Annotated in this window: 26 protein-coding genes; 14 read left to right on the forward strand and 12 right to left on the reverse strand. The window is 51.5% G+C overall.

Annotated elements, in window-relative coordinates:
• Window positions 1-14 precede the first annotated feature (14 nt).
• The gene (gene tkt / locus D9734_RS12715; RefSeq protein ID WP_000098613.1) at window positions 15-2,006 is read right to left on the reverse strand and encodes a transketolase; all 1,992 of its coding nucleotides are present in this window, start codon (window positions 2,004-2,006) and stop codon (window positions 15-17) included.
• A gap of 277 nt (window positions 2,007-2,283) precedes the next feature.
• Here tkt and loiP point away from each other — a divergent pair, with 277 nt between their 5' ends.
• The gene (gene loiP, locus D9734_RS12720) at window positions 2,284-3,042 is read left to right on the forward strand and encodes a metalloprotease LoiP (RefSeq protein WP_130207885.1); all 759 of its coding nucleotides are present in this window, start codon (window positions 2,284-2,286) and stop codon (window positions 3,040-3,042) included.
• Between the two features lie 85 nt (window positions 3,043-3,127).
• On the opposite strand, the gene D9734_RS12725 is transcribed toward loiP, so the two are convergent.
• The 7 genes from D9734_RS12725 to D9734_RS23730 all read right to left on the reverse strand — a co-directional run bounded on the left by D9734_RS12725 (window position 3,128) and on the right by D9734_RS23730 (window position 9,488).
• Window positions 3,128-4,690 (reverse strand): DUF1266 domain-containing protein, encoded by a 1,563-nt coding sequence (locus tag D9734_RS12725; RefSeq protein WP_130207887.1) that lies wholly within the window; start codon window positions 4,688-4,690, stop codon window positions 3,128-3,130.
• Window positions 4,691-4,839: 149 nt separating this feature from the next.
• Window positions 4,840-5,760, reverse strand: coding sequence for an agmatinase (gene speB, locus D9734_RS12730; RefSeq protein WP_000105566.1), 921 nt, complete (start codon window positions 5,758-5,760; stop codon window positions 4,840-4,842).
• Window positions 5,761-5,895: 135 nt separating this feature from the next.
• Window positions 5,896-6,627 carry a hypothetical protein gene (locus tag D9734_RS12735; protein WP_130207889.1) on the reverse strand — a complete coding sequence of 244 codons (732 nt, stop codon included), beginning with the start codon at window positions 6,625-6,627 and terminating at the stop codon, window positions 5,896-5,898.
• Between the two features lie 145 nt (window positions 6,628-6,772).
• Window positions 6,773-8,749 carry a biosynthetic arginine decarboxylase gene (gene speA / locus D9734_RS12740; protein WP_010347927.1) on the reverse strand — a complete coding sequence of 659 codons (1,977 nt, stop codon included), beginning with the start codon at window positions 8,747-8,749 and terminating at the stop codon, window positions 6,773-6,775.
• Window positions 8,750-8,757: 8 nt separating this feature from the next.
• Window positions 8,758-8,889 carry an acid stress response protein YqgB gene (gene yqgB / locus D9734_RS12745; protein WP_001338822.1) on the reverse strand — a complete coding sequence of 44 codons (132 nt, stop codon included), beginning with the start codon at window positions 8,887-8,889 and terminating at the stop codon, window positions 8,758-8,760.
• A gap of 93 nt (window positions 8,890-8,982) precedes the next feature.
• Window positions 8,983-9,126: a protein YqgG gene (gene yqgG / locus D9734_RS23725; protein ID WP_001297404.1), complete on the reverse strand. Its 144-nt coding sequence runs from the start codon at window positions 9,124-9,126 to the stop codon at window positions 8,983-8,985.
• A 110-nt stretch (window positions 9,127-9,236) separates the two neighbouring features.
• The gene (locus D9734_RS23730; RefSeq protein WP_130207893.1) at window positions 9,237-9,488 is read right to left on the reverse strand and encodes a hypothetical protein; all 252 of its coding nucleotides are present in this window, start codon (window positions 9,486-9,488) and stop codon (window positions 9,237-9,239) included.
• Window positions 9,489-9,543: 55 nt separating this feature from the next.
• Between D9734_RS23730 and metK the strand changes: the two genes are divergently transcribed.
• The 8 genes from metK (at window position 9,544) to ruvX (ending at window position 16,765) form a co-directional block, all read left to right on the forward strand.
• A complete protein-coding gene (gene metK, locus D9734_RS12760) occupies window positions 9,544-10,698 on the forward strand; it encodes a methionine adenosyltransferase (RefSeq protein WP_130207895.1) in 1,155 nt (384 codons plus the stop codon).
• 435 nt (window positions 10,699-11,133) lie between these two features.
• Complete coding sequence (gene galP, locus D9734_RS12765; protein ID WP_130207899.1) at window positions 11,134-12,528, forward strand: galactose/proton symporter; 1,395 nt, start codon at window positions 11,134-11,136, stop codon at window positions 12,526-12,528.
• A gap of 76 nt (window positions 12,529-12,604) precedes the next feature.
• Entirely contained in the window at window positions 12,605-13,102 is a 498-nt protein-coding gene (locus tag D9734_RS12770; protein WP_130207901.1) for a SprT family zinc-dependent metalloprotease, read from the forward strand.
• 94 nt (window positions 13,103-13,196) lie between these two features.
• Window positions 13,197-13,904, forward strand: coding sequence for a deoxyribonuclease I (gene endA / locus D9734_RS12775; protein ID WP_130207903.1), 708 nt, complete (start codon window positions 13,197-13,199; stop codon window positions 13,902-13,904).
• A gap of 78 nt (window positions 13,905-13,982) precedes the next feature.
• Window positions 13,983-14,714, forward strand: a complete 732-nt coding sequence (rsmE, locus tag D9734_RS12780; RefSeq protein WP_130207905.1) for a 16S rRNA (uracil(1498)-N(3))-methyltransferase — start codon at window positions 13,983-13,985, stop codon at window positions 14,712-14,714.
• 12 nt (window positions 14,715-14,726) lie between these two features.
• Window positions 14,727-15,677, forward strand: a complete 951-nt coding sequence (gene gshB / locus D9734_RS12785; RefSeq protein WP_130207907.1) for a glutathione synthase — start codon at window positions 14,727-14,729, stop codon at window positions 15,675-15,677.
• A 108-nt stretch (window positions 15,678-15,785) separates the two neighbouring features.
• On the forward strand, window positions 15,786-16,349 hold the full coding sequence (locus tag D9734_RS12790; RefSeq protein WP_130207909.1) for a YqgE/AlgH family protein: 564 nt from the start codon (window positions 15,786-15,788) through the stop codon (window positions 16,347-16,349).
• The gene (ruvX, locus tag D9734_RS12795; protein ID WP_130207911.1) at window positions 16,349-16,765 is read left to right on the forward strand and encodes a Holliday junction resolvase RuvX; all 417 of its coding nucleotides are present in this window, start codon (window positions 16,349-16,351) and stop codon (window positions 16,763-16,765) included. The genes D9734_RS12790 and ruvX overlap by 1 nt, the downstream gene beginning before the upstream one ends.
• A gap of 227 nt (window positions 16,766-16,992) precedes the next feature.
• On the opposite strand, the gene D9734_RS12800 is transcribed toward ruvX, so the two are convergent.
• Window positions 16,993-17,973 carry a type IV pilus twitching motility protein PilT gene (locus tag D9734_RS12800; protein WP_001349546.1) on the reverse strand — a complete coding sequence of 327 codons (981 nt, stop codon included), beginning with the start codon at window positions 17,971-17,973 and terminating at the stop codon, window positions 16,993-16,995.
• A 17-nt stretch (window positions 17,974-17,990) separates the two neighbouring features.
• Between D9734_RS12800 and yggS the strand changes: the two genes are divergently transcribed.
• From yggS to hemW, 5 genes are read left to right on the forward strand one after another with little or no spacing between them, the layout of a single operon-like run.
• Complete coding sequence (gene yggS / locus D9734_RS12805) at window positions 17,991-18,695, forward strand: pyridoxal phosphate homeostasis protein (RefSeq protein ID WP_130207913.1); 705 nt, start codon at window positions 17,991-17,993, stop codon at window positions 18,693-18,695.
• Between the two features lie 17 nt (window positions 18,696-18,712).
• A complete protein-coding gene (yggT, locus tag D9734_RS12810) occupies window positions 18,713-19,279 on the forward strand; it encodes an osmotic shock tolerance protein YggT (protein WP_001094831.1) in 567 nt (188 codons plus the stop codon).
• Window positions 19,276-19,566: a DUF167 family protein YggU gene (yggU, locus tag D9734_RS12815; protein WP_001277222.1), complete on the forward strand. Its 291-nt coding sequence runs from the start codon at window positions 19,276-19,278 to the stop codon at window positions 19,564-19,566. The genes yggT and yggU overlap by 4 nt, the downstream gene beginning before the upstream one ends.
• 7 nt (window positions 19,567-19,573) lie before the next feature.
• Window positions 19,574-20,167 carry an XTP/dITP diphosphatase gene (locus D9734_RS12820; RefSeq protein ID WP_130207915.1) on the forward strand — a complete coding sequence of 198 codons (594 nt, stop codon included), beginning with the start codon at window positions 19,574-19,576 and terminating at the stop codon, window positions 20,165-20,167.
• Complete coding sequence (gene hemW / locus D9734_RS12825; RefSeq protein ID WP_130207917.1) at window positions 20,160-21,296, forward strand: radical SAM family heme chaperone HemW; 1,137 nt, start codon at window positions 20,160-20,162, stop codon at window positions 21,294-21,296. Before D9734_RS12820 ends, hemW begins: the two co-directional genes overlap by 8 nt.
• Window positions 21,297-21,360: 64 nt before the next feature.
• On the opposite strand, the gene D9734_RS12830 is transcribed toward hemW, so the two are convergent.
• The 3 genes from D9734_RS12830 to D9734_RS12840 all read right to left on the reverse strand — a co-directional run bounded on the left by D9734_RS12830 (window position 21,361) and on the right by D9734_RS12840 (window position 24,426).
• Window positions 21,361-22,368: a DUF1202 family protein gene (locus tag D9734_RS12830; RefSeq protein WP_130207919.1), complete on the reverse strand. Its 1,008-nt coding sequence runs from the start codon at window positions 22,366-22,368 to the stop codon at window positions 21,361-21,363.
• A 116-nt stretch (window positions 22,369-22,484) separates the two neighbouring features.
• Window positions 22,485-23,531 carry an L-asparaginase 2 gene (gene ansB / locus D9734_RS12835; protein ID WP_000394125.1) on the reverse strand — a complete coding sequence of 349 codons (1,047 nt, stop codon included), beginning with the start codon at window positions 23,529-23,531 and terminating at the stop codon, window positions 22,485-22,487.
• A 175-nt stretch (window positions 23,532-23,706) separates the two neighbouring features.
• Window positions 23,707-24,426, reverse strand: a complete 720-nt coding sequence (locus D9734_RS12840; protein WP_000984799.1) for a DUF2884 family protein — start codon at window positions 24,424-24,426, stop codon at window positions 23,707-23,709.
• Window positions 24,427-24,439 lie beyond the last annotated feature (13 nt).

Below are 24,439 nucleotides of genomic sequence, written 5' to 3' on the forward strand. Positions count from 1 at the left end.
AAGCATCTTACCGATTACAGCAACGCTTTTGCTTTCGCAACAACGTTGTCAACGGTGAAGCCGAACTCTTCAAACAGCAGTTCAGCCGGAGCAGATTCACCGAAGGTGGTCATACCGACGATAGCGCCATTCAGGCCAACATACTTGTACCAGTAGTCAGCAATGCCTGCTTCTACTGCAACACGAGCAGTAACCGCTTTCGGCAGTACAGATTCACGGTAAGCCGCATCCTGTTTGTCGAATGCATCAGTAGACGGCATGGAAACCACGCGCGCTTTCACGCCTTCGGCAGTCAGTTTTTCGTAGGCAGCAACCGCCAGTTCAACTTCAGAACCGGTGGCGATGAAGATCAGTTCCGGCTGACCGGCACAGTCTTTCAGCACATAACCACCGCGCGCGATGTTTGCCAGCTGCTCTTCAGTACGTTCCTGCTGCGCCAGGTTCTGACGGGAGAGGATAAGCGCGGTCGGGCCGTCCTGACGCTCAACGCCGTATTTCCACGCGACCGCGGATTCAACCTGGTCACACGGACGCCATGTAGACATGTTCGGGGTCACGCGCAGAGAAGCGACCTGCTCTACCGGCTGGTGAGTCGGGCCATCTTCGCCCAGACCGATGGAGTCGTGGGTGTAAACCATCACCTGGCGCTGTTTCATCAGCGCAGCCATACGTACGGCATTACGTGCGTATTCCACGAACATCAGGAAGGTGGAGGTGTACGGCAGGAAACCACCGTGCAGAGAGATACCGTTAGCAATCGCGGTCATACCGAACTCGCGAACACCGTAGTGGATGTAGTTACCCGCAGCATCTTCGTTGATTGCTTTAGAACCAGACCACAGGGTCAGGTTAGACGGTGCCAGGTCAGCGGAGCCGCCGAGGAATTCCGGCAACAGAGGACCGAAAGCTTCGATAGCATTCTGCGACGCTTTACGGCTGGCGATTTTCGCCGGATTAGCTTGCAGTTTAGCAATGAACTCTTTCGCTTTCGCGTCGAAGTCAGACGGCATCTCGCCTTTCATACGACGGGTAAATTCAGCGGCTTCCTGCGGATAAGCTTTGGCGTAAGCAGCGAATTTCTCGTTCCATGCGGATTCTTTCGCCTGGCCTGCTTCTTTCGCATCCCACTGAGCATAGATTTCAGACGGGATTTCGAACGGCGCATATTTCCAGCCCAGCTGTTCGCGGGTCAGGGCAATTTCAGCGTCGCCCAGCGGCGCACCGTGGGAGTCGTGCGTACCGGCTTTGTTCGGGGAACCGAAACCGATGATGGTTTTGCACATCAGCAGGGACGGTTTGTCGGTCACTGCGCGCGCTTCTTCTACTGCGCGTTTGATGGATGCTGCGTCATGACCGTCGATGTCGCGAATAACGTGCCAGCCGTAGGCTTCGAAACGCATTGCGGTGTCGTCGGTAAACCAGCCTTCAACGTGACCATCGATAGAAATACCGTTGTCATCGTAGAACGCAATCAGTTTACCCAGCTTCAGCGTACCCGCCAGAGAGCAAACTTCGTGGGAGATGCCTTCCATCATGCAGCCGTCACCCATGAAGGCGTAGGTGTAGTGGTCGACAATGTCGTGACCCGGACGGTTAAACTGCGCCGCCAGCGTTTTTTCTGCAATCGCCATACCGACTGCGTTGGCAATACCCTGACCCAGCGGACCAGTGGTGGTTTCCACACCAGCGGTGTAACCCACTTCCGGGTGGCCCGGAGTTTTGGAATGCAGTTGACGGAAGTTTTTCAGTTCTTCCATCGGCAGATCGTAACCGGTAAGGTGCAGCAGGCTGTAGATCAGCATGGAGCCGTGGCCGTTGGACAGCACGAAGCGGTCACGGTCAGCCCAGGACGGATTCTGCGGGTTGTGTTTCAGGAAATCACGCCACAGGACTTCGGCAATGTCAGCCATACCCATAGGGGCGCCCGGGTGACCGGATTTGGCTTTCTGTACTGCGTCCATGCTCAGCGCACGAATAGCATTGGCAAGCTCTTTACGTGAGGACATTTTGACTCCAGATCGGATGATGAAGGGCACGCCCTTAACGACTTGACGACAGCGCGTTTTGGGCTACGCCGGAAAATTTGCCAACAATTTACCGCAAGCCGCGCGTCATGTACATGGAACATCCTTTTGCCGTTTCAGAAATCTCTGGATCATGCTCGCATGTTGCGCAATCTGCTCGCCCGTCCGCTGCGCTTTTTCTTATACTTAGGACGAGCGTCGATTCACCTGCAAACGGCGCATTTTTAGAATAATCCTGACCTTGTGCGGAAGAGAAAACATGAAAATTCGCGTCTTATTGGTAGCAATGAGCATGGCAACGGTACTGACCGGTTGCCAGAATATGGACTCCAGTGGACTGCTCTCATCAGGAGCGGAAGCTTTTCAGGCTTACAGTTTGAGCGATGCGCAGGTAAAAGCCCTGAGCGATCAGGCGTGCCAGGAGATGGACAGCAAGGCGACGATTGCGCCAGACGGTAGCGAATACGCTAAACGTCTGACCACTATTGCTAATGCGCTGGGAAATAACATCAACGGCCAGCCGGTAAATTACAAAGTGTATATGGCGAAGGATGTGAATGCCTTTGCGATGGCAAACGGCTGTATCCGCGTCTATAGCGGCCTGATGGATATGATGACCGATAACGAAGTTGAAGCGGTGATCGGCCATGAAATGGGCCATGTGGCGTTAGGCCATGTGAAGAAAGGGATGCAGGTAGCGCTTGGTACAAATGCCGTACGAGTAGCTGCGGCCTCTGCGGGCGGGATTGTCGGCAGTTTATCGCAATCACAACTCGGTGACTTGGGCGAAAAATTAGTCAACTCGCAATTCTCCCAGCGCCAGGAAGCAGAGGCGGATGATTATTCCTACGATTTGCTGCGTCAACGCGGCATCAGCCCGGCAGGCCTTGCCACCAGCTTTGAAAAACTGGCGAAACTGGAAGAAGGCCGCCAAAGCTCAATGTTTGACGACCATCCGGCATCCGCCGAACGCGCCCAGCATATTCGCGATCGTATGAGCGCGGATGGGATAAAGTGATTTCATATTTCTCCGACAGGAATGTCGGAGAAATTTTCATTCAGGGCCGGCCACAGTCATTAAACAAGCTCAATCATTTGGGGCATCAATTCGCTTCGTAGATTGCTTTCTCTGGTGTATCCAATCGCACCTCTACTACATCGGCAGTGCTTACGCCACAAGCCCAGGCAAAAGCCGTCTCTGTTCCTTCAGGTAATGGAGTATCCCAGGGTAAAGTACGCCACGGACTCCCCTGCTCTTTTAATAAAGATGTAATGGCTTTCTTAAAAAGAATATGGGTAATCAGGTGCCGTTTATCCGTTGCTTTCCAGTACCAACGGGCCAGCAAAAAATGTCCGGCCAATTCGCGCCAGCTTCTATAATGTTGCTGCACGCGTCTGGCTGCCAGCATCGAAAAATCGACCATTTCACGCTGGGTAATGTATCCCACTTGCGCCCCGCTATTACATAGCATGACAAAACGCACCATATCCCAGGCACAAAAATCTATGTCGCATATTTTACGTCGATTTTTTCTGACCATCTGTAGCTGCCACAAACGCTCTTTCGCTTCGCTACTTGATTTCGCGTTCTGAGCTAATTGCTGAGCGAACGCGCGATACTCAGCATCCGGCATTTCGCTATCGTTTTTGATCTGTTCTTCATAAACTGAACGATGCCCTGCTACAAACAAAGCTAAGAGTTGCTCAAGTAACGAATCCCGATCAAAGACGCCCCACATGTCAGCAAGTGACTCAACTTCACTTTTGCAATCATTCTCTGCTTCCACGGAATCATCATTAACGACTCGTCGCGCCCAGTGATTGTTACCCGCAATGGCATAAGGCGCGCCGACTGCCATCGCCCAACGTTCAGCCGCAGGAATTTTTTGAATTGAGGGATCTTTACAGGATGCTTTGAAAAGGCGATGTCCGGCGAACACCAGGCCATAACCAATCCACAAAACAGCCACAAATGCGAGAATAAGTATTATCGCTACCAGATAAAGGGCATATTTTCCTATTGTCAGTAAGACATCCAGCCAGGAAGAGTCTTGCTCCGTAACTGTTTGCTCCACCGATGTCAAAGGGGACTCACTGACCCGGTCTGGCGCGGTCCTCGTCAACACAGGGGAATCCATATGTTGCTTGAATGAGCGTTTTTTAAGCAAATCTATTTTTTTCTGCACCTCATCAGTAACCCGACCGTTTTTTTCAAACTCGTGTAACGATGCAATATCAATCGCAGCAATCTTCCATTTACCATCCCCTTCCCGGATTAATTCCATTGGAATATCAATATCAGATTGGTGACCAAAAAAAGCACCAATCTGCGCCTTGTCGCCTTCGACGAAGGTCGCTAAAGGATCGCTATAACTGGGGAAACGTCGTTTACACGTTTTGGGTGACTCTTGCCAGTATTTCAGTACAGGCTCCATTAAAGCAGGCGTAAATACTTGCTGCATTTCCGCAAGGCGATCGTGCGAATCTGTGCTGGTGACAAACTCAGGGCCACATAATGCGTGATAACTCTTTTTGACGACAGAGGAAATGGCCTCTTTGTCTTGTTGCAGCTGTGCGGCAATTTTCTGTTTTTCTGCTCTATCGCAGCCAGTTGATAAAAGAAATAACAAACAAAGAAGAGGCTTCCAGGGAAGAGTGCGTTTCATCTATTTATTCCATTAAAAACGCGATAATAACAATCCATTAAAAAACAGCAGTCAGGGTAAAGATGACTTAATTAACAGGATAGGTTTTAAATGATAAGTCCCTTGTGCCAGACAAGGGACTGTGCAAAAAATTCAACCTGGCAGATTACTTACTCGCCCTTTTTCGCCGCCTGAATATACAGCATCTCCAGCGCCAGCGTCGCCGCTGCCAGAGCGGTGATTTCCGACTGATCGTATGCCGGAGCCACTTCCACTACGTCCATCCCAACGATGTTGAGATCTTTCAGGCCGCGTACCAGTTTAATGGCGCGATCGGAGGTCAGGCCGCCAATTACCGGCGTACCGGTTCCCGGCGCGAAAGCAGGATCCAGGCAGTCGATATCAAAGGTCAGGTAAACCGGCATATCACCCACAATCTGTTTCACCTGGGCGATAACGTCATCCACGCTGCGATCGTTCACCTGGCAGGCGTCCAGCACGGTAAAGCCGTTGTCTTTATCAAACTCGGTACGAATACCAATCTGCACGGAATGATTCGGGTCGATCAGACCTTCTTTCGGCGCGGTATAGAACATGGTGCCGTGGTCAAATTCACAACCGTTCGCGTAGGTATCGGTGTGGGCATCAAAGTGTACCAGCGCCATTTTGCCGAAATGCTTCGCATGTGCACGCAGCAGCGGCAGCGTAACAAAATGGTCACCACCGAAGGAGAGCATACGCTTACCAGCAGCCAGCAGCTTCTCGGCGTGCGCCTGCAGCTTCTCGCTCATCTCACGGGCATCGCCGAAGGCATATACCAGATCACCGCAGTCCACCACGTTCAGACGCTCACGCATGTCGAAATTCCACGGGAAGCGGTTGTGTTCCCAGGCCAGATTCGTCGAAACCTGACGGATAGCTGCCGGACCGTGACGACCACCCGCACGACCAGAAGTGGCCATATCGAACGGCACGCCAGTAATCACCCAGTCAGCATCGCTGTCATACGGCTGGAAGTTCATCGGCAGGCGTAAAAAACCAAAGGCGTTGGAAACCAGTGAGTTATCGTATTGATGACCTAAGGTGCTCATGGATGGACTCCTATTACAAAGTCGATATAAAAAAACCCTTCCGCGTCGTTAGGCCCGACGAGGAAGGGTTGGATTTGCGAAACACAAGTTTGTGCTAATTATCGCCCTAAATGGGCGAGGCATCAAGCAAGGTTACTATTTACGGCACGGCGGCGGCGCATAGCCATTGTTGTCCGCCGGAAACGCTTGCCCAGAGCACGGCGGCAGCGCGTTTTGCGCCGGGCCTTGTAATTCAAAGGCGGCAAAGCCGATTACACCGATATTACGCACATCGCCTTGCGCCGAATTGGCTGCGTAGGAATCAGCAACGTTGGCGAACTGAAAAGCCGCTTCGGTATGTTTATCTTTGCGGAATCCTTTAATCGCTAACGAATCTCCGGCATTCACAATATAACCGTTGTTATTCAGCGAACCTTGCTTACCGTTCAGAACATCCAGGCCATCAACCGTAGCAACGATCTCGTAGTTGGTGTTACGACTGTAATTGCGGACATATAATTGATAATTCATTCCTACTCTGGCATGGACAATATAGCGTGGTTCATTATTTGATGAATCATAAACCCGCGTAATAGGTAGAGAATTAAAATTACCATCGCGAATAGCATATTCCAGTTCGTTAATACGAATGCTATAAACGCGGTCGTAGCCGGAAGGAACATTAGTCGAATAACTAATAACGATCATCTCCGCCGGATCGCGCCAGGCTCGCTCAGCAGATACGCCCTGAACCGTTGAGTGCACATCTCCACCCCAGGCGGTGCCGACATTGCCCGATGCACTGCTATTATACTGCGCATTACTTGCGCAACCTGCCAGCAGCACGATTAATGCCACCAACGCGCTACGTACTTTCCATTTTTTCATAACCGTTCCCTCTGCATTTAATTAATGCAGCGATTGTAGGGAGATTATTTAATAAGAAAAGCAGCTAAATTATTTTTAAGAATATATAAAAAGAAAGCGGGCCAATTTACGTAAATAAATCGACCCGCCAGCGGAATAATCTTAATTATTCATCTTCAAGATAGGTATAACCGTACAAACCTGCCTCGAACTCTTCCAGGAACTGTTGTTGCAGTTCAGCATCAAGATCGGTTTTCTTCACTTGATCACGGAACTGAGTTAACAGCGTTTTCGGATCGAGCTGTACATATTGCAGCATGTCCGCCACAGTATCGCCTTCGTCAGACAGTTCCACTTCTACGCTGCCGTCAGGGAAGACGAACACGTCAACCGCTTCGGTATCACCGAACAGGTTGTGCATGTTGCCGAGGATCTCCTGATATGCGCCGACCATAAAGAAACCGAGCATCGGCGGATTCTCCGGATCGTACTCCGGCATTGGCATTGTCGTGGCAATACCGTCACCATCGATATAGTGGTCGATAGCACCGTCAGAGTCACAGGTAATATCCAGCAGCACAGCGCGGCGTTCCGGCACTTGATCCAGCCCTTCCAGCGGCAGTACCGGGAACAACTGGTCGATCCCCCACGCATCCGGCATCGACTGGAACAGCGAGAAGTTGACGTACATTTTGTCCGCCATACGTTCCTGCAGCTCGTCGATAATCGGGCGATGAGCGCGGTTTTGCGGGTCCAGTTGCTTCTGCACTTCATGGCACATGCTCAAATAAAGCTGCTCAGCCCATGCGCGTTCTTGCAGGCTAAAGGTGCCAGAAGAGTAGCCGATATGAATATCGTGCAGATCCATCTGGCTGTCGTGCAACCATTCACGCAGAGAACGGCGAGTTCCCGGTTCGTGCATTTCCTGCCAGGTTTCCCACATGCTTTGCAGTGCGCGCGGCGCATCTTCTGCGGGCGCGGTCGGCACCGTGTATTCGTTACGTTCCACGCCGATGATATTAGACACCAGCACGGTGTGATGCGCAGTCACCGCACGACCCGATTCGGTGATTACCGTCGGATGCGGTAGACCATTTTCTTCACACGCATCACCAATCGCCCAGATGATGTTGTTGGCATATTCATTGAGGCCATAGTTTACGGAGCAGTCGGACTGCGAACGGGTACCTTCATAGTCCACGCCCAGACCACCGCCGACGTCGAAGCACTGAATATTGACGCCCAGCTTATGCAGCTCAACATAGAAGCGCGCGGATTCACGAACGCCCGTGGCGATATCGCGAATATTCGCCATCTGCGAACCAAGGTGGAAGTGCAGCAGTTGCAGGCTGTCGAGACGCCCGGCTTCACGCAGCGTTTCAACCAATTGCAGTACCTGAGTCGCTGCCAGGCCGAACTTCGATTTTTCCCCGCCGGAGGACTGCCATTTACCCGAGCCCTGCGAAGCCAGACGTGCACGTACGCCCAGACGAGGAACGACATTCAGACGTTCTGCTTCATCCAGCACAATGGCGATTTCTGACATCTTCTCAATGACCAGATAGACCTTGTGGCCCATCTTCTCGCCAATTAATGCCAGGCGGATATATTCGCGGTCTTTATAACCATTACAGACAATCACGCTGCGGGTCATGCCAGCATGCGCCAGCACCGCCATCAACTCTGCTTTCGAGCCTGCTTCCAGCCCCAACGGTTCGCCAGAATGAATCAGGGACTCAATCACGCGGCGATGCTGGTTAACTTTGATCGGATAAACGAGGAAGTAATCGCCGTTATAGCCGTAGGATTCCCGCGCACGTTTAAACGCGGCGTTTATGGAACGCAAACGGTGCTGCAGGATCTGCGGGAAACAGAACAGTGCAGGCAGACGCTGGCCCTGTGCTTCGCGGGTTTTCACCAACTGCGCGAGATCGACGCGAGCTTCCGGTACGTCCGGGTCCGGGCACACGCTGATGTGGCCCAGCTCGTTAACGTCATAGTAGTTATTGCCCCACCAGGCAATATTGTAAGTACGCAGCATCTTGCTGGCTTCCTGGGAGCTCATTGCAACCTCCTGCATGGAGCGTAGTACACCGTGTTCGCCCGCTGACGAAGGCAAACTCATAGACATGTCGTCAGACATAGCGAACCTCAAATTATTTTATTAAGTGTAAAACAGTTAACCACTATCGCAGCCTGAAACTGCGATAACAACCCATAAGCACATGGATTTTCTAGCAGTGTATGCTGACGCTCCGACTGCGCAACCGGTTTCTTTTTCATAACATTATTAAGCACATAACCGAACGTAAGTGTGACAGTTCGGCGAAACCACGAGAAAACTCTTGTTTTTACAAGAGCGCCCTTGTTCAGTCCTCAGTAACTGTAACCAGCTCTTGAATCCTGAGAAGCGCCGAGATGGGTATAACATCGGCAGGTATGCAAAGCAGAGATGCAGAGTGCGGGGAACGAATCTTCACCAGAACGGTGAGACAGGTTAAGCAGCAGACAACGGTTCATTATTTCGTATCACCTCCACGGTCGCCCGTTAAGACGAACCCACAAGCCAAAACTCTGATTTCAACCCGGCTGGAAGTGGCAACACGAAAGAAACGTCGTGTGCTTTTTATTTAAGCCGCGCGTCGCGTTTTATACCCCACAATGGCAGAAAATTGCAAAAGATAAATACAAAGAATGCCAGCATTGTCAGGAAAAATTTCCAGCCACGTTTTTAACAGAATGAGACACGATTCAAAAAAAAGTGGAAATCGGGTGAAGGATTGACCTAAAATAGCCATCCAGATGTTAATCCATCCATACTGATTAACACTCAGACTGCCAGTGTTTTTAACCTGTCGAGTCGTGGTAGGATCCGCTACCACAGAAAATCCACACAACAGTTTGAGCTAACCAAATTCTCTTTAGGTGATATTAAATATGGCAAAACACCTTTTTACGTCCGAGTCCGTCTCTGAAGGGCATCCTGACAAAATTGCTGACCAAATCTCTGATGCCGTTTTAGACGCGATCCTCGAACAGGATCCGAAAGCACGCGTTGCTTGCGAAACCTACGTAAAAACCGGCATGGTTTTAGTTGGCGGTGAAATCACCACCAGCGCCTGGGTAGACATTGAAGAGATCACCCGTAACACCGTTCGCGAAATTGGCTATGTACATTCCGACATGGGCTTTGACGCTAACTCCTGTGCGGTCCTGAGCGCCATCGGCAAACAATCTCCTGACATCAACCAGGGCGTTGACCGTGCCGATCCGCTGGAACAGGGCGCGGGCGACCAGGGTCTGATGTTTGGCTACGCAACCAACGAAACCGACGTGCTGATGCCAGCACCTATCACCTATGCACACCGTCTGGTACAGCGTCAGGCTGAAGTGCGTAAAAACGGCACTCTGCCGTGGCTGCGCCCGGACGCGAAAAGCCAGGTGACTTTCCAGTATGACGACGGCAAAATCGTCGGCATCGATGCTGTTGTGCTTTCCACTCAGCACTCTGAAGATATCGACCAGAAATCGCTGCAAGAAGCGGTAATGGAAGAGATCATCAAGCCGATTCTGCCGGCTGAATGGCTGACTTCCGCAACCAAATTCTTCATCAACCCGACCGGACGTTTTGTTATCGGCGGCCCGATGGGTGACTGCGGTCTGACTGGTCGTAAAATTATCGTAGATACCTACGGCGGCATGGCGCGTCACGGTGGCGGTGCGTTCTCCGGTAAAGATCCATCAAAAGTGGACCGTTCCGCAGCGTACGCAGCACGTTATGTCGCGAAAAACATCGTTGCTGCTGGCCTGGCTGACCGTTGCGAAATTCAGGTTTCCTACGCAATTGGCGTGGCTGAACCGACCTCCATCATGGTGGAAACTTTCGGTACCGAGAAAGTGCCTTCTGAACAGCTGACCCTGCTGGTACGTGAGTTCTTCGACCTGCGTCCATACGGTCTGATTCAGATGCTGGATCTGCTGCACCCGATTTACAAAGAAACCGCAGCATACGGTCACTTTGGTCGCGAACATTTCCCGTGGGAAAAAACCGACAAAGCGCAACTGCTGCGTGAAGCTGCCGGTCTGAAGTAATCTTTCTTCACCTGCTTTCAAAGGCCAGCCTCGCGCTGGCCTTTTCTTTTACCTCACCGCGGTGGATAGGCGTTCACGCCGCATCCGGCAAAAAGCCGCCCGCGCAATGATATCATTCTTCCTGAACACGTTTTACCCGCAAATCATCATCACGATTGAAACCGATTACACCAGCAACACAGAGCAAATGTTCACAATATTTTCATCGTATGATTCATTTTTTATAATCGTTACATTTCCTTTCAGTAAAGTCTTAAATGCAGATAACTATGTTTAACCTATGATTATATAACTCAATTATTTTCATACACTTAAATTATAATCATAATGAATGTTAGTGTAATCGATTACACTGATGTGATTTGCTTCACATCTTTTTACGTCGTACTCACCTATCTTAATTCACAATAAAAAATAACCATATTGGAGGGCATCATGCCTGACGCTAAAAAACAGGGGCGGTCAAACAAGGCAATGACGTTTTTCGTCTGCTTCCTTGCTGCTCTGGCGGGATTACTCTTTGGCCTGGATATCGGTGTAATTGCTGGCGCACTGCCGTTTATTGCAGATGAATTCCAGATTACTTCGCACACGCAAGAATGGGTCGTAAGCTCCATGATGTTCGGTGCGGCAGTCGGTGCGGTGGGTAGCGGCTGGCTCTCCTTTAAACTCGGGCGCAAAAAGAGCCTGATGATCGGCGCAATCCTGTTTGTTGCCGGTTCGCTGTTCTCTGCTGCTGCACCGAACGTTGAAGTGCTGATTCTTTCCCGCGTGCTGCTGGGACTGGCGGTAGGTGTGGCCTCCTATACCGCGCCGCTGTACCTCTCTGAAATTGCGCCAGAGAAAATTCGCGGCAGTATGATCTCGATGTATCAGTTGATGATCACTATCGGGATCCTCGGTGCTTATCTTTCTGATACCGCCTTCAGCTACACCGGCGCATGGCGCTGGATGCTGGGTGTGATTATCATCCCGGCAATTCTGCTACTGATTGGCGTCTTCTTCCTGCCAGACAGCCCACGTTGGTTTGCCGCTAAACGCCGCTTTGTTGATGCCGAACGCGTGCTACTGCGCCTGCGCGACACCAGCGCGGAAGCGAAACGTGAACTGGATGAAATCCGTGAAAGTTTGCAGGTTAAACAGAGCGGTTGGGCGCTGTTTAAAGAGAACAGTAACTTCCGTCGCGCGGTGTTCCTGGGTGTACTATTGCAGGTGATGCAGCAATTCACCGGGATGAACGTCATCATGTATTACGCGCCAAAAATCTTCGAACTGGCGGGATATACCAACACGACGGAACAAATGTGGGGGACCGTGATTGTCGGCCTGACCAACGTACTTGCCACCTTTATCGCAATCGGTCTTGTTGACCGTTGGGGACGTAAACCAACGTTGACGCTGGGCTTCATGGTGATGGCTGTGGGCATGGGCGTACTGGGTACAATGATGCATATCGGTATTCACTCACCGTCGGCGCAATATTTCGCCATCGCCATGCTGCTGATGTTTATTGTCGGTTTTGCCATGAGCGCGGGTCCGTTGATTTGGGTACTGTGTTCTGAAATCCAGCCGCTGAAAGGCCGCGACTTCGGTATCACCTGCTCCACCGCTACCAACTGGATTGCCAACATGATTGTCGGCGCAACCTTCCTGACTATGCTCAACACGCTGGGCAACGCCAATACCTTCTGGGTTTACGCAGGTCTGAACGTGCTGTTTATCCTGCTGACACTGTGGCTGGTGCCGGAAACCAAACACGTTTCGCTGGAACACATTGAACGTAATCTGATGAAAGGTCGTAAACTGCGCGAAATCGGCGCTCACGATTAATCTCCTCAGGCTTCCTCCCGTCGCGGAGGAAGCCACCTCTTGCAGTCATCTTTTCTTCGCTCTATCCTCTGCCGCTATGAAAACATCCCGTCTCCCTATCGCCATCCAACAGGCTGTTATGCGTCGCCTGCGGGAAAAACTCGCCCAGGCCAACCTGAAGCTGGGGCGTAACTATCCGGAGCCAAAACTCTCTTATACCCAGCGTGGCACATCCGCCGGAACGGCCTGGCTGGAAAGCTATGAAATTCGCCTCAATCCGGTGTTGCTGATGGAAAACAGCGAGGCTTTTATAGAAGAAGTGGTGCCACACGAACTGGCGCATTTGCTGGTATGGAAACACTTTGGTCGCGTAGCGCCACATGGCAAAGAGTGGAAGTGGATGATGGAAAGCGTGCTGGGCGTTCCCGCCCGCCGTACGCATCAGTTTGAACTGCAATCCGTGCGCCGTAACACTTTCCCCTACCGTTGCAAATGCCAGGAGCATCAGCTTACCGTACGTCGTCATAACCGCGTGGTACGAGGCGAAGCCGTCTATCGCTGTGTTCACTGCGGCGAACAACTGGTTGCTCAATAACCAGCAGAACTATCAGGAATTTTACTGATCTGGCTGATTGCATACCAAAACAACTTTCGCTACGTTGCTCGCTCGTTTTAACACGGAGTAAGTGATGTACCGTAATTTGTCTGTGGCTGCGGTGGTACTGAGCGCAGCATTATCCGGCACGGCGTTAGCCGAAGGCATCAATAGTTTTTCCCAGGCGAAAACAGCAGCGGTAAAAGTCTACGCTGATGTGCCGGGAACATTTTACTGCGGATGTAAAATCAACTGGCAGGGTAAAAAAGGCATCGTGGATCTGGAGTCGTGCGGGTATCAGGTGCGCAAAAATGAAAACCGCGCCAGCCGCGTAGAGTGGGAACATGTTGTTCCCGCCTGGCAGTTCGGCCACCAGCGTCAGTGCTGGCAGGAAGGCGGTCGTAAAAACTGCGCTAAAGATCCGGTTTATCGCCAAATGGAAAGCGATATGCATAACCTGCAGCCCGCGATAGGTGAAGTGAACGGCGATCGCGGCAACTTTATGTACAGCCAGTGGAATGGCGGCGAGGGCCAGTATGGGCAGTGCGCCATGAAGATTGATTTCAAAGAAAAAGTTGCTGAACCGCCAGCTCATGCCCGTGGTTCCATTGCGCGGATTTACTTCTACATGCGTGACCAGTACAACCTGACACTCTCACGCCAGCAAACGCAGCTGTTTAACGCCTGGAACAAAATGTATCCGGTCACCGACTGGGAGTGTGAGCGTGACGAACGCATCGCGAAGGTGCAAGGCAATCACAACCCGTATGTGCAACGCGCTTGCCAGGCGCGAAAGAGCTAACCTACACTAGCGAAATTCTTTTTGTTAACCCTACCCCACGCGCGCAACCGCGTGGGGAGACGACGCGGATATTTAACCATGCGTATCCCCCGCATTTATCATCCTGAACCACTCACCAGCAATTCGCAGATCGCGCTTTGTGAAGATGCCGCTAACCATATCGGGCGCGTCCTGCGTATGGGGCCAGGTCAGGCATTACAGTTATTTGACGGCAGCAACCAGGTCTTTGACGCAGAAATCACCAGCGCCAGCAAAAAAAGCGTGGAAGTTAAAGTGCTGGAAGGCCAGGTAGACGATCGTGAATCTCCCTTGCATATTCACCTCGGTCAGGTGATGTCGCGCGGAGAAAAAATGGAATTCACTATCCAGAAATCGATAGAACTTGGCGTAAGCCTCATTACGCCACTTTTTTCTGAACGCTGCGGCGTTAAACTGGATAGTGAACGTCTGAACAAGAAGCTCCAGCAGTGGCAGAAAATTGCAATTGCCGCCTGCGAGCAGTGTGGTCGTAATCGGGTACCAGAAATCCGTCCGGCGATGGATCTGGAAGCCTGGTGTGCAGAGCAAGATGAAGGCTTGAAACTCAATCTTCACCCGCGCGCCAGTAACAGCATCAACACGCTGCCGTTACCAGTCGAACGCGTCCGCCTGCTGATTGGCCCGGAAGGCGGTTTATCGGCAGATGAAATTGCCATGACTGCCCGCTATCAATTTACTGATATCCTGTTGGGACCTCGCGTTCTGCGTACTGAGACAACTGCGCTCACCGCCATTACCGCGCTACAAGTGCGTTTTGGCGATCTGGGCTAACGGAGAAGAATAATGATCAAGCTCGGCATCGTGATGGACCCCATCGCAAGCATCAACATCAAGAAAGATTCCAGTTTCGCTATGTTGCTGGAAGCACAGCGTCGTGGTTACGAACTCCACTATATGGAGATGGCCGATCTCTATTTGATCAATGGTGAGGCTCGCGCTCGTACCCGTACTTTGAGCGTCGAACAGAACTACGATAAATGGTACGAGTTCACGGGTGAGCAGGATCTGCAACTGGCCGATCTCGACGTGATTCTGATGCGTAAAGATCCGCCGTTTGATACCGAGTTTATCTACGCGACCTATATTCTGGAACGCGCCGAAGAGAAAGGAACGCTGATTGTTAACAAGCCGCAGAGCCTGCGCGACTGTAACGAGAAGCTGTTTACCGCCTGGTTCTCTGACTTAACGCCAGAAACGCTGGTCACGCGCAATAAAGCGCAGTTGAAAGCGTTCTGGGAAAAACACAGCGACATCATTCTTAAGCCGCTGGACGGTATGGGTGGCGCGTCGATTTTCCGCGTGAAAGAAGGCGATCCGAACCTTGGTGTGATTGCCGAAACCTTGACTGAGCACGGCACTCGCTACTGCATGGCACAAAATTATCTGCCAGCGATTAAAGATGGTGATAAGCGTGTGCTGGTGGTGGATGGCGAACCAGTACCGTACTGTCTGGCGCGTATTCCACAGGGCGGCGAAACCCGTGGCAATCTGGCTGCCGGTGGTCGTGGCGAACCTCGTCCGCTAACGGAAAGCGACTGGAAAATCGCCCGTCAGGTAGGACCGACGCTGAAAGAAAAAGGGCTGATTTTTGTTGGTCTGGATATCATCGGTGACCGCCTGACTGAAATTAACGTCACCAGCCCAACCTGTATTCGTGAGATTGAAGCAGAGTTTCCGGTGTCTATCACCGGAATGTTAATGGATGCTATTGAAGCACGATTACAGCAGCAGTAACCCTGTTTAGCGAGAGGGATCTCGTTGAGACTATGAGTGACAGCGCCATACTTTCCACGCATACTGGGCGCTGTTGCTTTTTTGAACCAGGAAACAGAACCTCTGACAATGAATTTACAGCATCACTTTCTTATTGCCATGCCTGCTCTCCAGGATCCGATTTTCCGTCGTTCCGTGGTCTACATTTGCGAACATAATACCAATGGAGCAATGGGGATCATCATTAACAAGCCACTGGAAAATCTCAAAATTGAAGGGATTCTGGAAAAGCTGAAGATCACGCCGGAGCCGCGTGATGAATCTGTCCGTCTGGACAAACCGGTTATGCTTGGCGGCCCGCTGGCTGAAGATCGCGGGTTTATTTTGCATACCCCTCCATCCAATTTTGCGTCCAGCATTCGCATTTCAGATAACACGGTGATGACCACTTCCCGCGATGTGCTGGAAACACTCGGCACCGATAAACAACCTGCTGACGTGATGGTAGCCCTTGGTTACTCCTCCTGGGATAAAGGCCAACTGGAACAAGAAATTCTCGATAACGCGTGGTTAACCGCCCCGGCAGATCTGAATATTCTGTTCAAAACACCGATAGCCGACCGCTGGCGCGATGCGGCAAGGCTGATTGGTGTTGATATTCTCACCATGCCTGGTGTGGCAGGGCATGCCTGATGAGCAGAACATTACTCGCCTTCGACTTCGGCACCAAAAGCATTGGCGTAGCGGTCGGCCAACGCATTACCGGCACCGCTCGCCCGCTGCCCGCAATTAAAGCACAGGACGGTACGCCGGACTGGAACATCCTCGAGCGTTTACTGAAAGAGTGGCAACCAGACGAAATCATCGTCGGTTTGCCGCTGAATATGGACGGCACCGAGCAACCATTGACTGCCAGAGCGCGTAAATTTGCCAACCGTATTCATGGCCGTTTCGGTGTTGAAGTAAAGCTCCATGACGAGCGTCTTAGCACCGTGGAAGCGCGTTCCGGTCTGTTTGAACAGGGCGGCTATCGGGCGCTCAACAAAGGCAAAGTCGACTCTGCCTCTGCGGTTATTATTCTCGAAAGTTATTTCGAGCAAGGATATTAAGGCGATTTAAAAGCCTGGCGGATAGTCGTTACCGTCATCCCGCCATCTTGCCGGATGCGGCGTGAACGCCTTATCCAGCCCACATGTGGCAGCGGTCGTAGGTCTGATAAGACGCATCAGCGTCGCATCAGACGTTCATTGCCGGATGCGGTGTGAATGACTACGTTTGTAGGCCTGATAAGCTTGCGCATCGGGCATGTTTACAATTCGTATCAGGCACAGCAACGTCACAAACGCCCTTCCCCCACCCGCTGTTGATAACTCTGCTGAAACGTTATCATCCCCACCTGCTGCCCGGTTTGAATAACATGTGGTAACTGGTGGGTTTTCCCTTCGCGAATCAAATTCCCCACCGCAGGTGTGTTAATCAGTAGTTCAAACAGCGCCACGCGTCCTTCCTGTTTATCCACTTCCAGCTTTTGTGACAACACCGCCCGTAAACTACCTGCCAGTTGATTACGCACGGGATCTTTTTCCTGCGCCGGAAACGAATCCACCAGTCGCTCAACTGCCTGCGCTGCGCCGCGAGTGTGTAATGTCGCCAGCACCAGGTGCCCGGTTTCTGCCGCCGTTAGCGCCAGACGGATTGTCTCGCTGTCACGCAGCTCTCCGAGCAAAATCACATCAGGATCCTCCCGCAATGCGGCCCGCAATCCCGATGCGAACGTCATACAGTGCAAACCAATTTCCCGCTGCTGGATCAAACATCGCTGGCTGGCATAGAGATATTCCACAGGATCTTCCAGCGTCAGAATATGCGCATCGGCATGTTGATTGAGATAGCCAACCATTGCCGCCAGCGTGGTGGATTTACCACTCCCCGTCGCCCCCGTCACCAGAATCAGTCCATTCTCGCTCTTGAGTAATTCCGGCAATACCGGTGGTGCGCCAAGCTGTTCGAGCTGCGGGCAGTGCGAAGGTAACAGCCGTAACGCCAGAGATATGCCTTGCCGCTGCGCGAACGCACTGCCGCGCAATCGCTGGTTTTCCGCCAGCGACACGGCAAAATCCAGCTGACCATTCTCCAGCAATATTGCCCGCTGATCGTCATCCAGCCACTCCCGCAGTAGCTCTTCGACGTCCGGCGCATCAAACGGCGCAGCTTCCATTCTGCCGCGAATGCGCCATCGTGCGGGCCAGGCGCTGCACAGGTGTAGATCAGAGACGTTATGCTTTACACTAAGGGCCACAATTTCTTCCATATTCATACTAAGATCCTCGGAAAATGAACGATATTGCGCATAACCTGGCACAGGTCCGGGACAAAATCTCAGCGGCTGCAACGCGTTGCGGCCGTTCTCCAGAAGAAATTACGCTGCTTGCAGTCAGTAAAACAAAACCTGCGAGCGCCATCGCAGAAGCCATTGATGCCGGGCAGCGTCAATTTGGTGAAAACTACGTTCAGGAAGGGGTAGATAAAATTCGCCACTTTCAGGAGCTGGGCGTAACAGGATTAGAATGGCATTTTATTGGCCCGTTGCAGTCTAATAAAAGCCGCCTGGTGGCAGAGCATTTCGACTGGTGTCATACCATCGACCGTTTGCGTATCGCCACACGCCTGAACGACCAGCGACCGGCAGAACTTCCCCCTCTTAACGTGCTGATTCAAATTAATATTAGTGATGAAAACAGCAAGTCAGGGATTCAACTGGCGGAACTGGACGAGCTGGCAGCTGCGGTCGCTGAACTACCGCGTTTACGTCTACGCGGGCTGATGGCAATCCCGGCGCCTGAGTCAGAATATGTAAGGCAGTTTGAAGTTGCACGCCAAATGGCTGTAGCATTTGCCGGACTGAAAACGCGCTACCCGGATATCGACACGCTCTCTCTGGGAATGTCGGACGATATGGAAGCCGCCATTGCGGCAGGTAGCACGATGGTTCGTATCGGCACTGCCATCTTTGGTGCACGTGATTACTCTAAAAAATAAGGAATCTTAAGAACGCCATGAATACGTTGACTTTCCTGCTTTCAACGGTCATTGAGCTGTATACCATGGTGCTGTTATTACGCATCTGGATGCAGTGGGCTCATTGTGATTTTTATAACCCTTTCTCACAGTTTGTGGTGAAGGTGACACAACCGATTATCGGGCCACTGCGCCGCGTTATTCCGGCAATGGGGCCAATTGATAGCGCCTCGCTGCTGGTTGCCTATATTCTCAGTTTCATCAAAGCCATCGTGCTGTTTAAAGTGGTGACCTTCCTGCCGATCATCTGGATTGCCGGTTTATTGATTCTGCTGAAAACCATCGGCCTGCTGATTTTCTGGGTCCTGCTGGTGATGGCGATTATGAGCTGGGTAAGCCAGGGTCGTAGCCCAATTGAATATGTGCTGATTCAACTTGCCGATCCACTGCTGCGTCCGATTCGCCGCCTGCTACCGGCAATGGGTGGGATTGATTTTTCGCCGATGATCCTCGTTCTGCTACTGTATGTCATTAATATGGGTGTCGCAGAAGTGCTGCAGGCGACCGGAAACATGCTGCTGCCGGGGCTGTGGATGGCGTTATGAGTGCCGTAACAGTTAATGATGACGGTCTGGTTTTACGGCTCTATATTCAGCCGAAAGCCAGCCGTGATTCTATTGTCGGTTTACATGGCGACGAGGTAAAAGTCGCCATTACCGCGCCGCCAGTTGACGGTCAGGCCAACAGCCATCTGGTGAAGTTTCTCGGTAAGCAATTCCGGGTTGCCAAAAGCCAGGTGGTGATTGAGAAAGGCGAACTTGGCCGCCACAAACAAATTAAAATCATTAATCCGCAACAAATCCCGCCAGAAATCGCGGCGTTAATTAATTAGGTATCCTATGCAAAAAGTTGTCCTCGCAACCGGCAATGCCGGTAAAGTGCGTGAGCTGGCGTCGCTGCTTAGCGACTTCGGTCTTGATATCGTGGCCCAAACAGACCTCGGCGTAGATTCCGCTGAAGAAACCGGCCTGACATTTATCGAAAACGCGATTCTGAAAGCGCGCCATGCGGCAAAAGTGACCGGTTTACCGGCAATTGCCGACGACTCCGGTCTGGCGGTAGATGCGCTGGGTGGCGCGCCGGGTATTTACTCCGCGCGTTATTCCGGTGAAGACGCGACCGATCAAAAGAATCTGCAAAAACTGCTGGAAACACTGAAAGACGTACCGGACGACCAACGTCAGGCGCGTTTCCACTGCGTGCTGGTATATCTGCGTCACGCGGAAGATCCCACTCCGCTGGTGTGCCACGGCAGCTGGCCGGGCGTGATTACTCGTGAACCAGCGGGTACTGGCGGCTTTGGTTATGATCCAATCTTCTTCGTACCTTCCGAAGGGAAAACCGCTGCCGAACTGACCCGCGAAGAAAAGAGCGCCATTTCTCACCGTGGTCGGGCGTTGAAACTGCTGCTGGACGCTTTACGTAATGGTTAAATTACCGCCGCTGAGTCTCTACATTCACATCCCGTGGTGCGTGCAGAAATGCCCGTACTGCGATTTCAACTCTCACGCGTTGAAAGGGGAAGTGCCGCACGACGATTACGTTCAGCATCTGCTTTGCGATCTGGACAACGATGTGGCTTACGCTCAGGGCCGTGAAGTGCAGACAATCTTTATTGGCGGCGGTACGCCGAGCCTGCTTTCCGGCCCGGCGATGCAAACGCTGCTGGACGGCGTACGTGCGCGTTTGCCGCTGGCAGCGGATGCAGAAATTACTATGGAAGCGAACCCTGGTACGGTTGAAACCGATCGCTTTGTTGATTATCAGCGTGCTGGTGTGAACCGCATCTCTATTGGTGTGCAGAGTTTTAGCGAAGAAAAGCTGAAACGACTTGGACGCATTCATGGCCCGCAAGAAGCGAAACGTGCAGCAAAACTGGCAAGCGGACTGGGGCTGCGTAGCTTTAACCTCGATTTGATGCACGGGCTGCCGGATCAATCACTGGAAGAGGCGCTAGGCGATCTGCGCCAGGCCATTGAACTGAATCCGCCGCATCTTTCCTGGTATCAACTGACCATCGAACCCAATACGCTGTTTGGCTCGCGCCCTCCCGTACTGCCGGACGATGATGCGTTATGGGATATTTTCGAACAGGGGCATCAGTTGTTAACCGCGGCAGGCTATCAGCAATATGAAACTTCCGCTTACGCCAAGCCCGGTTATCAGTGCCAGCACAATCTCAACTACTGGCGATTTGGCGACTACATCGGTATTGGCTGCGGCGCGCACGGCAAAGTGACCTTCCCGGATGGGCGCATTCTGCGTACCACCAAAACGCGACATCCGCGCGGTTTTATGCAGGGGCGGTATCTGGAAAGCCAGCGTGATGTCGAAGCCGCAGATAAGCCGTTTGAGTTCTTTATGAATCGCTTCCGTCTGCTGGAGGCCGCGCCGCGCGTGGAGTTTAGCCAGTTTACTGGCCTTTCTGAAGAAGTTATTCGCTCTCAGTTAGACGAGGCTATCGCTCAGGGCTATCTCACAGAATGTGCGGATTACTGGCAGATAACGGAACATGGGAAGTTGTTTTTAAATTCGCTGCTGGAGCTTTTTCTGGTGGAGTAAATTTGTGTATCCGGATGCGGCGTGTGCGCAGCATCCGGATACAAGTCATGCATCATCGCAAAAATTACTTAATCACCCCATTGCGCCGCAGTTGTTCGGTATCTTTTTTCCAGCGTTCATTAGCCTGGTTGATATCGTCAATTTTCATCAAAATCGCGACTTTTTTACTATTTATTTCTGAAACCTTCATCGTTAATGGATATTGCCCTTTCTCGAGCGTTATCCAGTCATCCTGCAATTTACGGCTAAGTTTTTGTGATTGCAGAAAAGTCTGTCGCCGTTGTTCGTTGATATCAAAATCTCGCTTCTGCTGAATCGGCACTTCATAACACTCTTCACTCTGTTTATGACATGCCGCAATCGCCGGTTGATAAACCTCTTTGTCATATTTAACCGCGAACGCCTCGCTATCATTCTGTTTATTAAACTCATCACGCTGTTGGTGAATTTTTTTAAAGGCGTCTTCGCGGGTCATTTGCTTGCCATTTGCATCTTTTCCCCAATATGCATCTGCTGCTTTCTTCGCCGCCACCATTTGCTTATCAAGCTCTTTTGCATCCTTTTCCAGCGCAGGAATCGAGTTCTTCTGGGTATTCAACGCTGATTCAAGCTGACTAAAGCGATAATTGAAATCTTCGCTATTTACGATCAGATATTTATTATTCGTTTTGATATCGTCGACCGCCCGCCCACTATCGCTGGCTGCCGCCTGAAAAGAGTAAAAGTTCACCGTCCAGCCAGACGCGGGTGTTCCTTTACTGGTTAACATCGCCGAGAATTTTACTGGTTTATCTTTCGTCCAGGTCTGTTCCAGCAGTTCATAATCTGTCAACTGACCGACCCAGGTATAGAGATCGTCACTGGAAGAGACATCGCCTTCCGCTGACCAGGTGGCCTGATTACCCTTAGCATCAAGATTTTTTAAGGTGATGGCATCAAGCTTGAGAATGCCGTGATACTGCTTTTTGAATTGATCTTTTAAGATATTTTCAGTTGGCGATTCGCCATCTGCCCTGACATTACCAGTCATCAACATAAGCAGCGCCGTACCAACAATCCATTGCTTTTTCACCCGAAAACCCTCGCACGGAATAATTTATTCCGGTGATTATCATTAGGGTAATGAAAATTGGCAATGGACGTGAGTCTGAAGTGAAAAAGCCCCGGCACGATACCGGGGCGAGGTGATTAATACTGATTGAAGATCTGCTGGATCTGTTGCGGATCTTTGGTTTGCGTCAGAGCCAGTTGCAGCAGAACGCGCGCTTTTTGCGGGTTCAGCGTGCCGGAGGCAACGAAACCATATTTCGCATCATCCACTTCGGCATCCTGAGTGGTAGCGCCCGTCGGTACGCGGGAAGAACGCACTACCGCAGTGCCGTTTTTCGCGGCGGTTGCCAGAGTGTCAAACACGGATTTATACAGGTTGCCGTTACCCACACCAGCGCTCACGATGCCATCATAGCCCGCATCTACCAGGGCTTTAGCCGGAAGATCGGATGCGTTAGCGTAGTTATAAACAATGCCGACTTTCGGCAGTTCATTCAGCTTAGAGACATCGAACGGCGTGTCGCTGGTGTGCTTACGTGCCGGGGTACGCTGATAGTCAATCTTACCGTTGTGAATGTAACCCAGAGGGCCGTAGTTAACAGACTTGAAGGTCGCTACGTCGGTGGTGTTGGTTTTGGTGACATCGCGACCGTCCAGTACGGTGTCGTTCATCACTACCAGCACGCCACGATTGGCGGAGGCTTTATCAGCGGCGGTCACTACCGCGTTATACAGGTTGAATGGACCGTCTGCGCTCATGGAGGTGGATGGGCGCATTGCGCCGACCATCACCACCGGTTTGTCGCATTTCACCGTCAGATCGAGGAAGTAAGCAGTCTCTTCCATCGTGTCGGTACCGTGGGTAATAACGAAGCCGTCAGTCTTATCGCAGTCAGTGTTAATTTTTTTCGCCAGTGTCAGCCAGACATTATCGTTCATGTCCTGGGAGCCGATATTAACGACCTGCTCGCCTTTAACGTTCGCAATGTCCTTCAGTTGCGGCACCGCATTGACCAGATTTTCTACGCCAACTTTACCCGCTGTGTAGTTAGATTTGGTTGCAGAGTCACCACCACCGGCAATCGTCCCGCCAGTCGCTAAAATGGTGATATTGGGTAATGCCAATGCTGCACCACTAAAACCCATAACCAGTGCGGCAAGTGCCGTCTTTTTGAAAAACTCCATTTCATTCCTCCAGTTACGTGAACGCTACGTATTATCCCTTAGCTTTGTATAGGAAATTTGACGTTAAACAATTTACTTTGTGAATAGATTTTGGAGATCTATAAAGTTAGAGGCAGGTAACAAAATGAAGAATTAAACGGCATAAAAAAGCATTATGCCGTCTTAAACTAGAGGATTATTTCAAATTTCCGACCAGAGCTTTACGGCTGTCTTCCAGAGTCACAACACGGCTACAAACATCTTTGCCAAATTGCTGGAAATCTTTTTCCTGTTTTTTCCACTCGGTCTGGATTGAGGATTGCAGTCCCCCCAGGCTTCCCAGCACATTCTGTAACGGGTTGCCGCCGCTTTTCAGCACCGCTTTCGCGCCCATTTCGTTAATGCTGTCCTGCAAAATTCCGCCCATCGCCTGATTCACTAACTGCTGACCTTCGGCGCGAACCTGATCAATGGCTTTATAGTGAAACGTCAGGCCATCGCTGCGCGTTTCGATAATGCGATTCATCTGCTCTTTCAGCTGCGCATCAAGTTTGGTCAGACGGCTGCGCATTTTGCTGCTTTCGCCCATCTCCTGAACGATAATTTTATCCAGCGCAACGCGTGCTTTCTCTACGCGGCTTTTCGCACCTTCATCAATCCACGGCAGCGTGCTGCGCAGTTCGGCCTGATAATCCTTCGCCTGCTCGCGCTGGGCGGCGTTCAGTGAATATTGCTTGCCGTTGTACATCACATTGCCGTCTGGCGTGATCACCAGATTGCCGTTTTCGCCCTTCACCTGCACGGTTTGCGGGCTGACAATCACATCGTCACGCGGCGTGACGCTGCACTGGTAGTCGGCGTGAGCGGTCATTGCCGTCACTGAAAGTGCTGCCGCCAGCAGCATTTTGCGCATCATAGTCTTCCCTCAA

The organism is Escherichia sp. E14S1, from assembly GCF_004211995.1.
Lineage (GTDB): Bacteria > Pseudomonadota > Gammaproteobacteria > Enterobacterales > Enterobacteriaceae > Escherichia.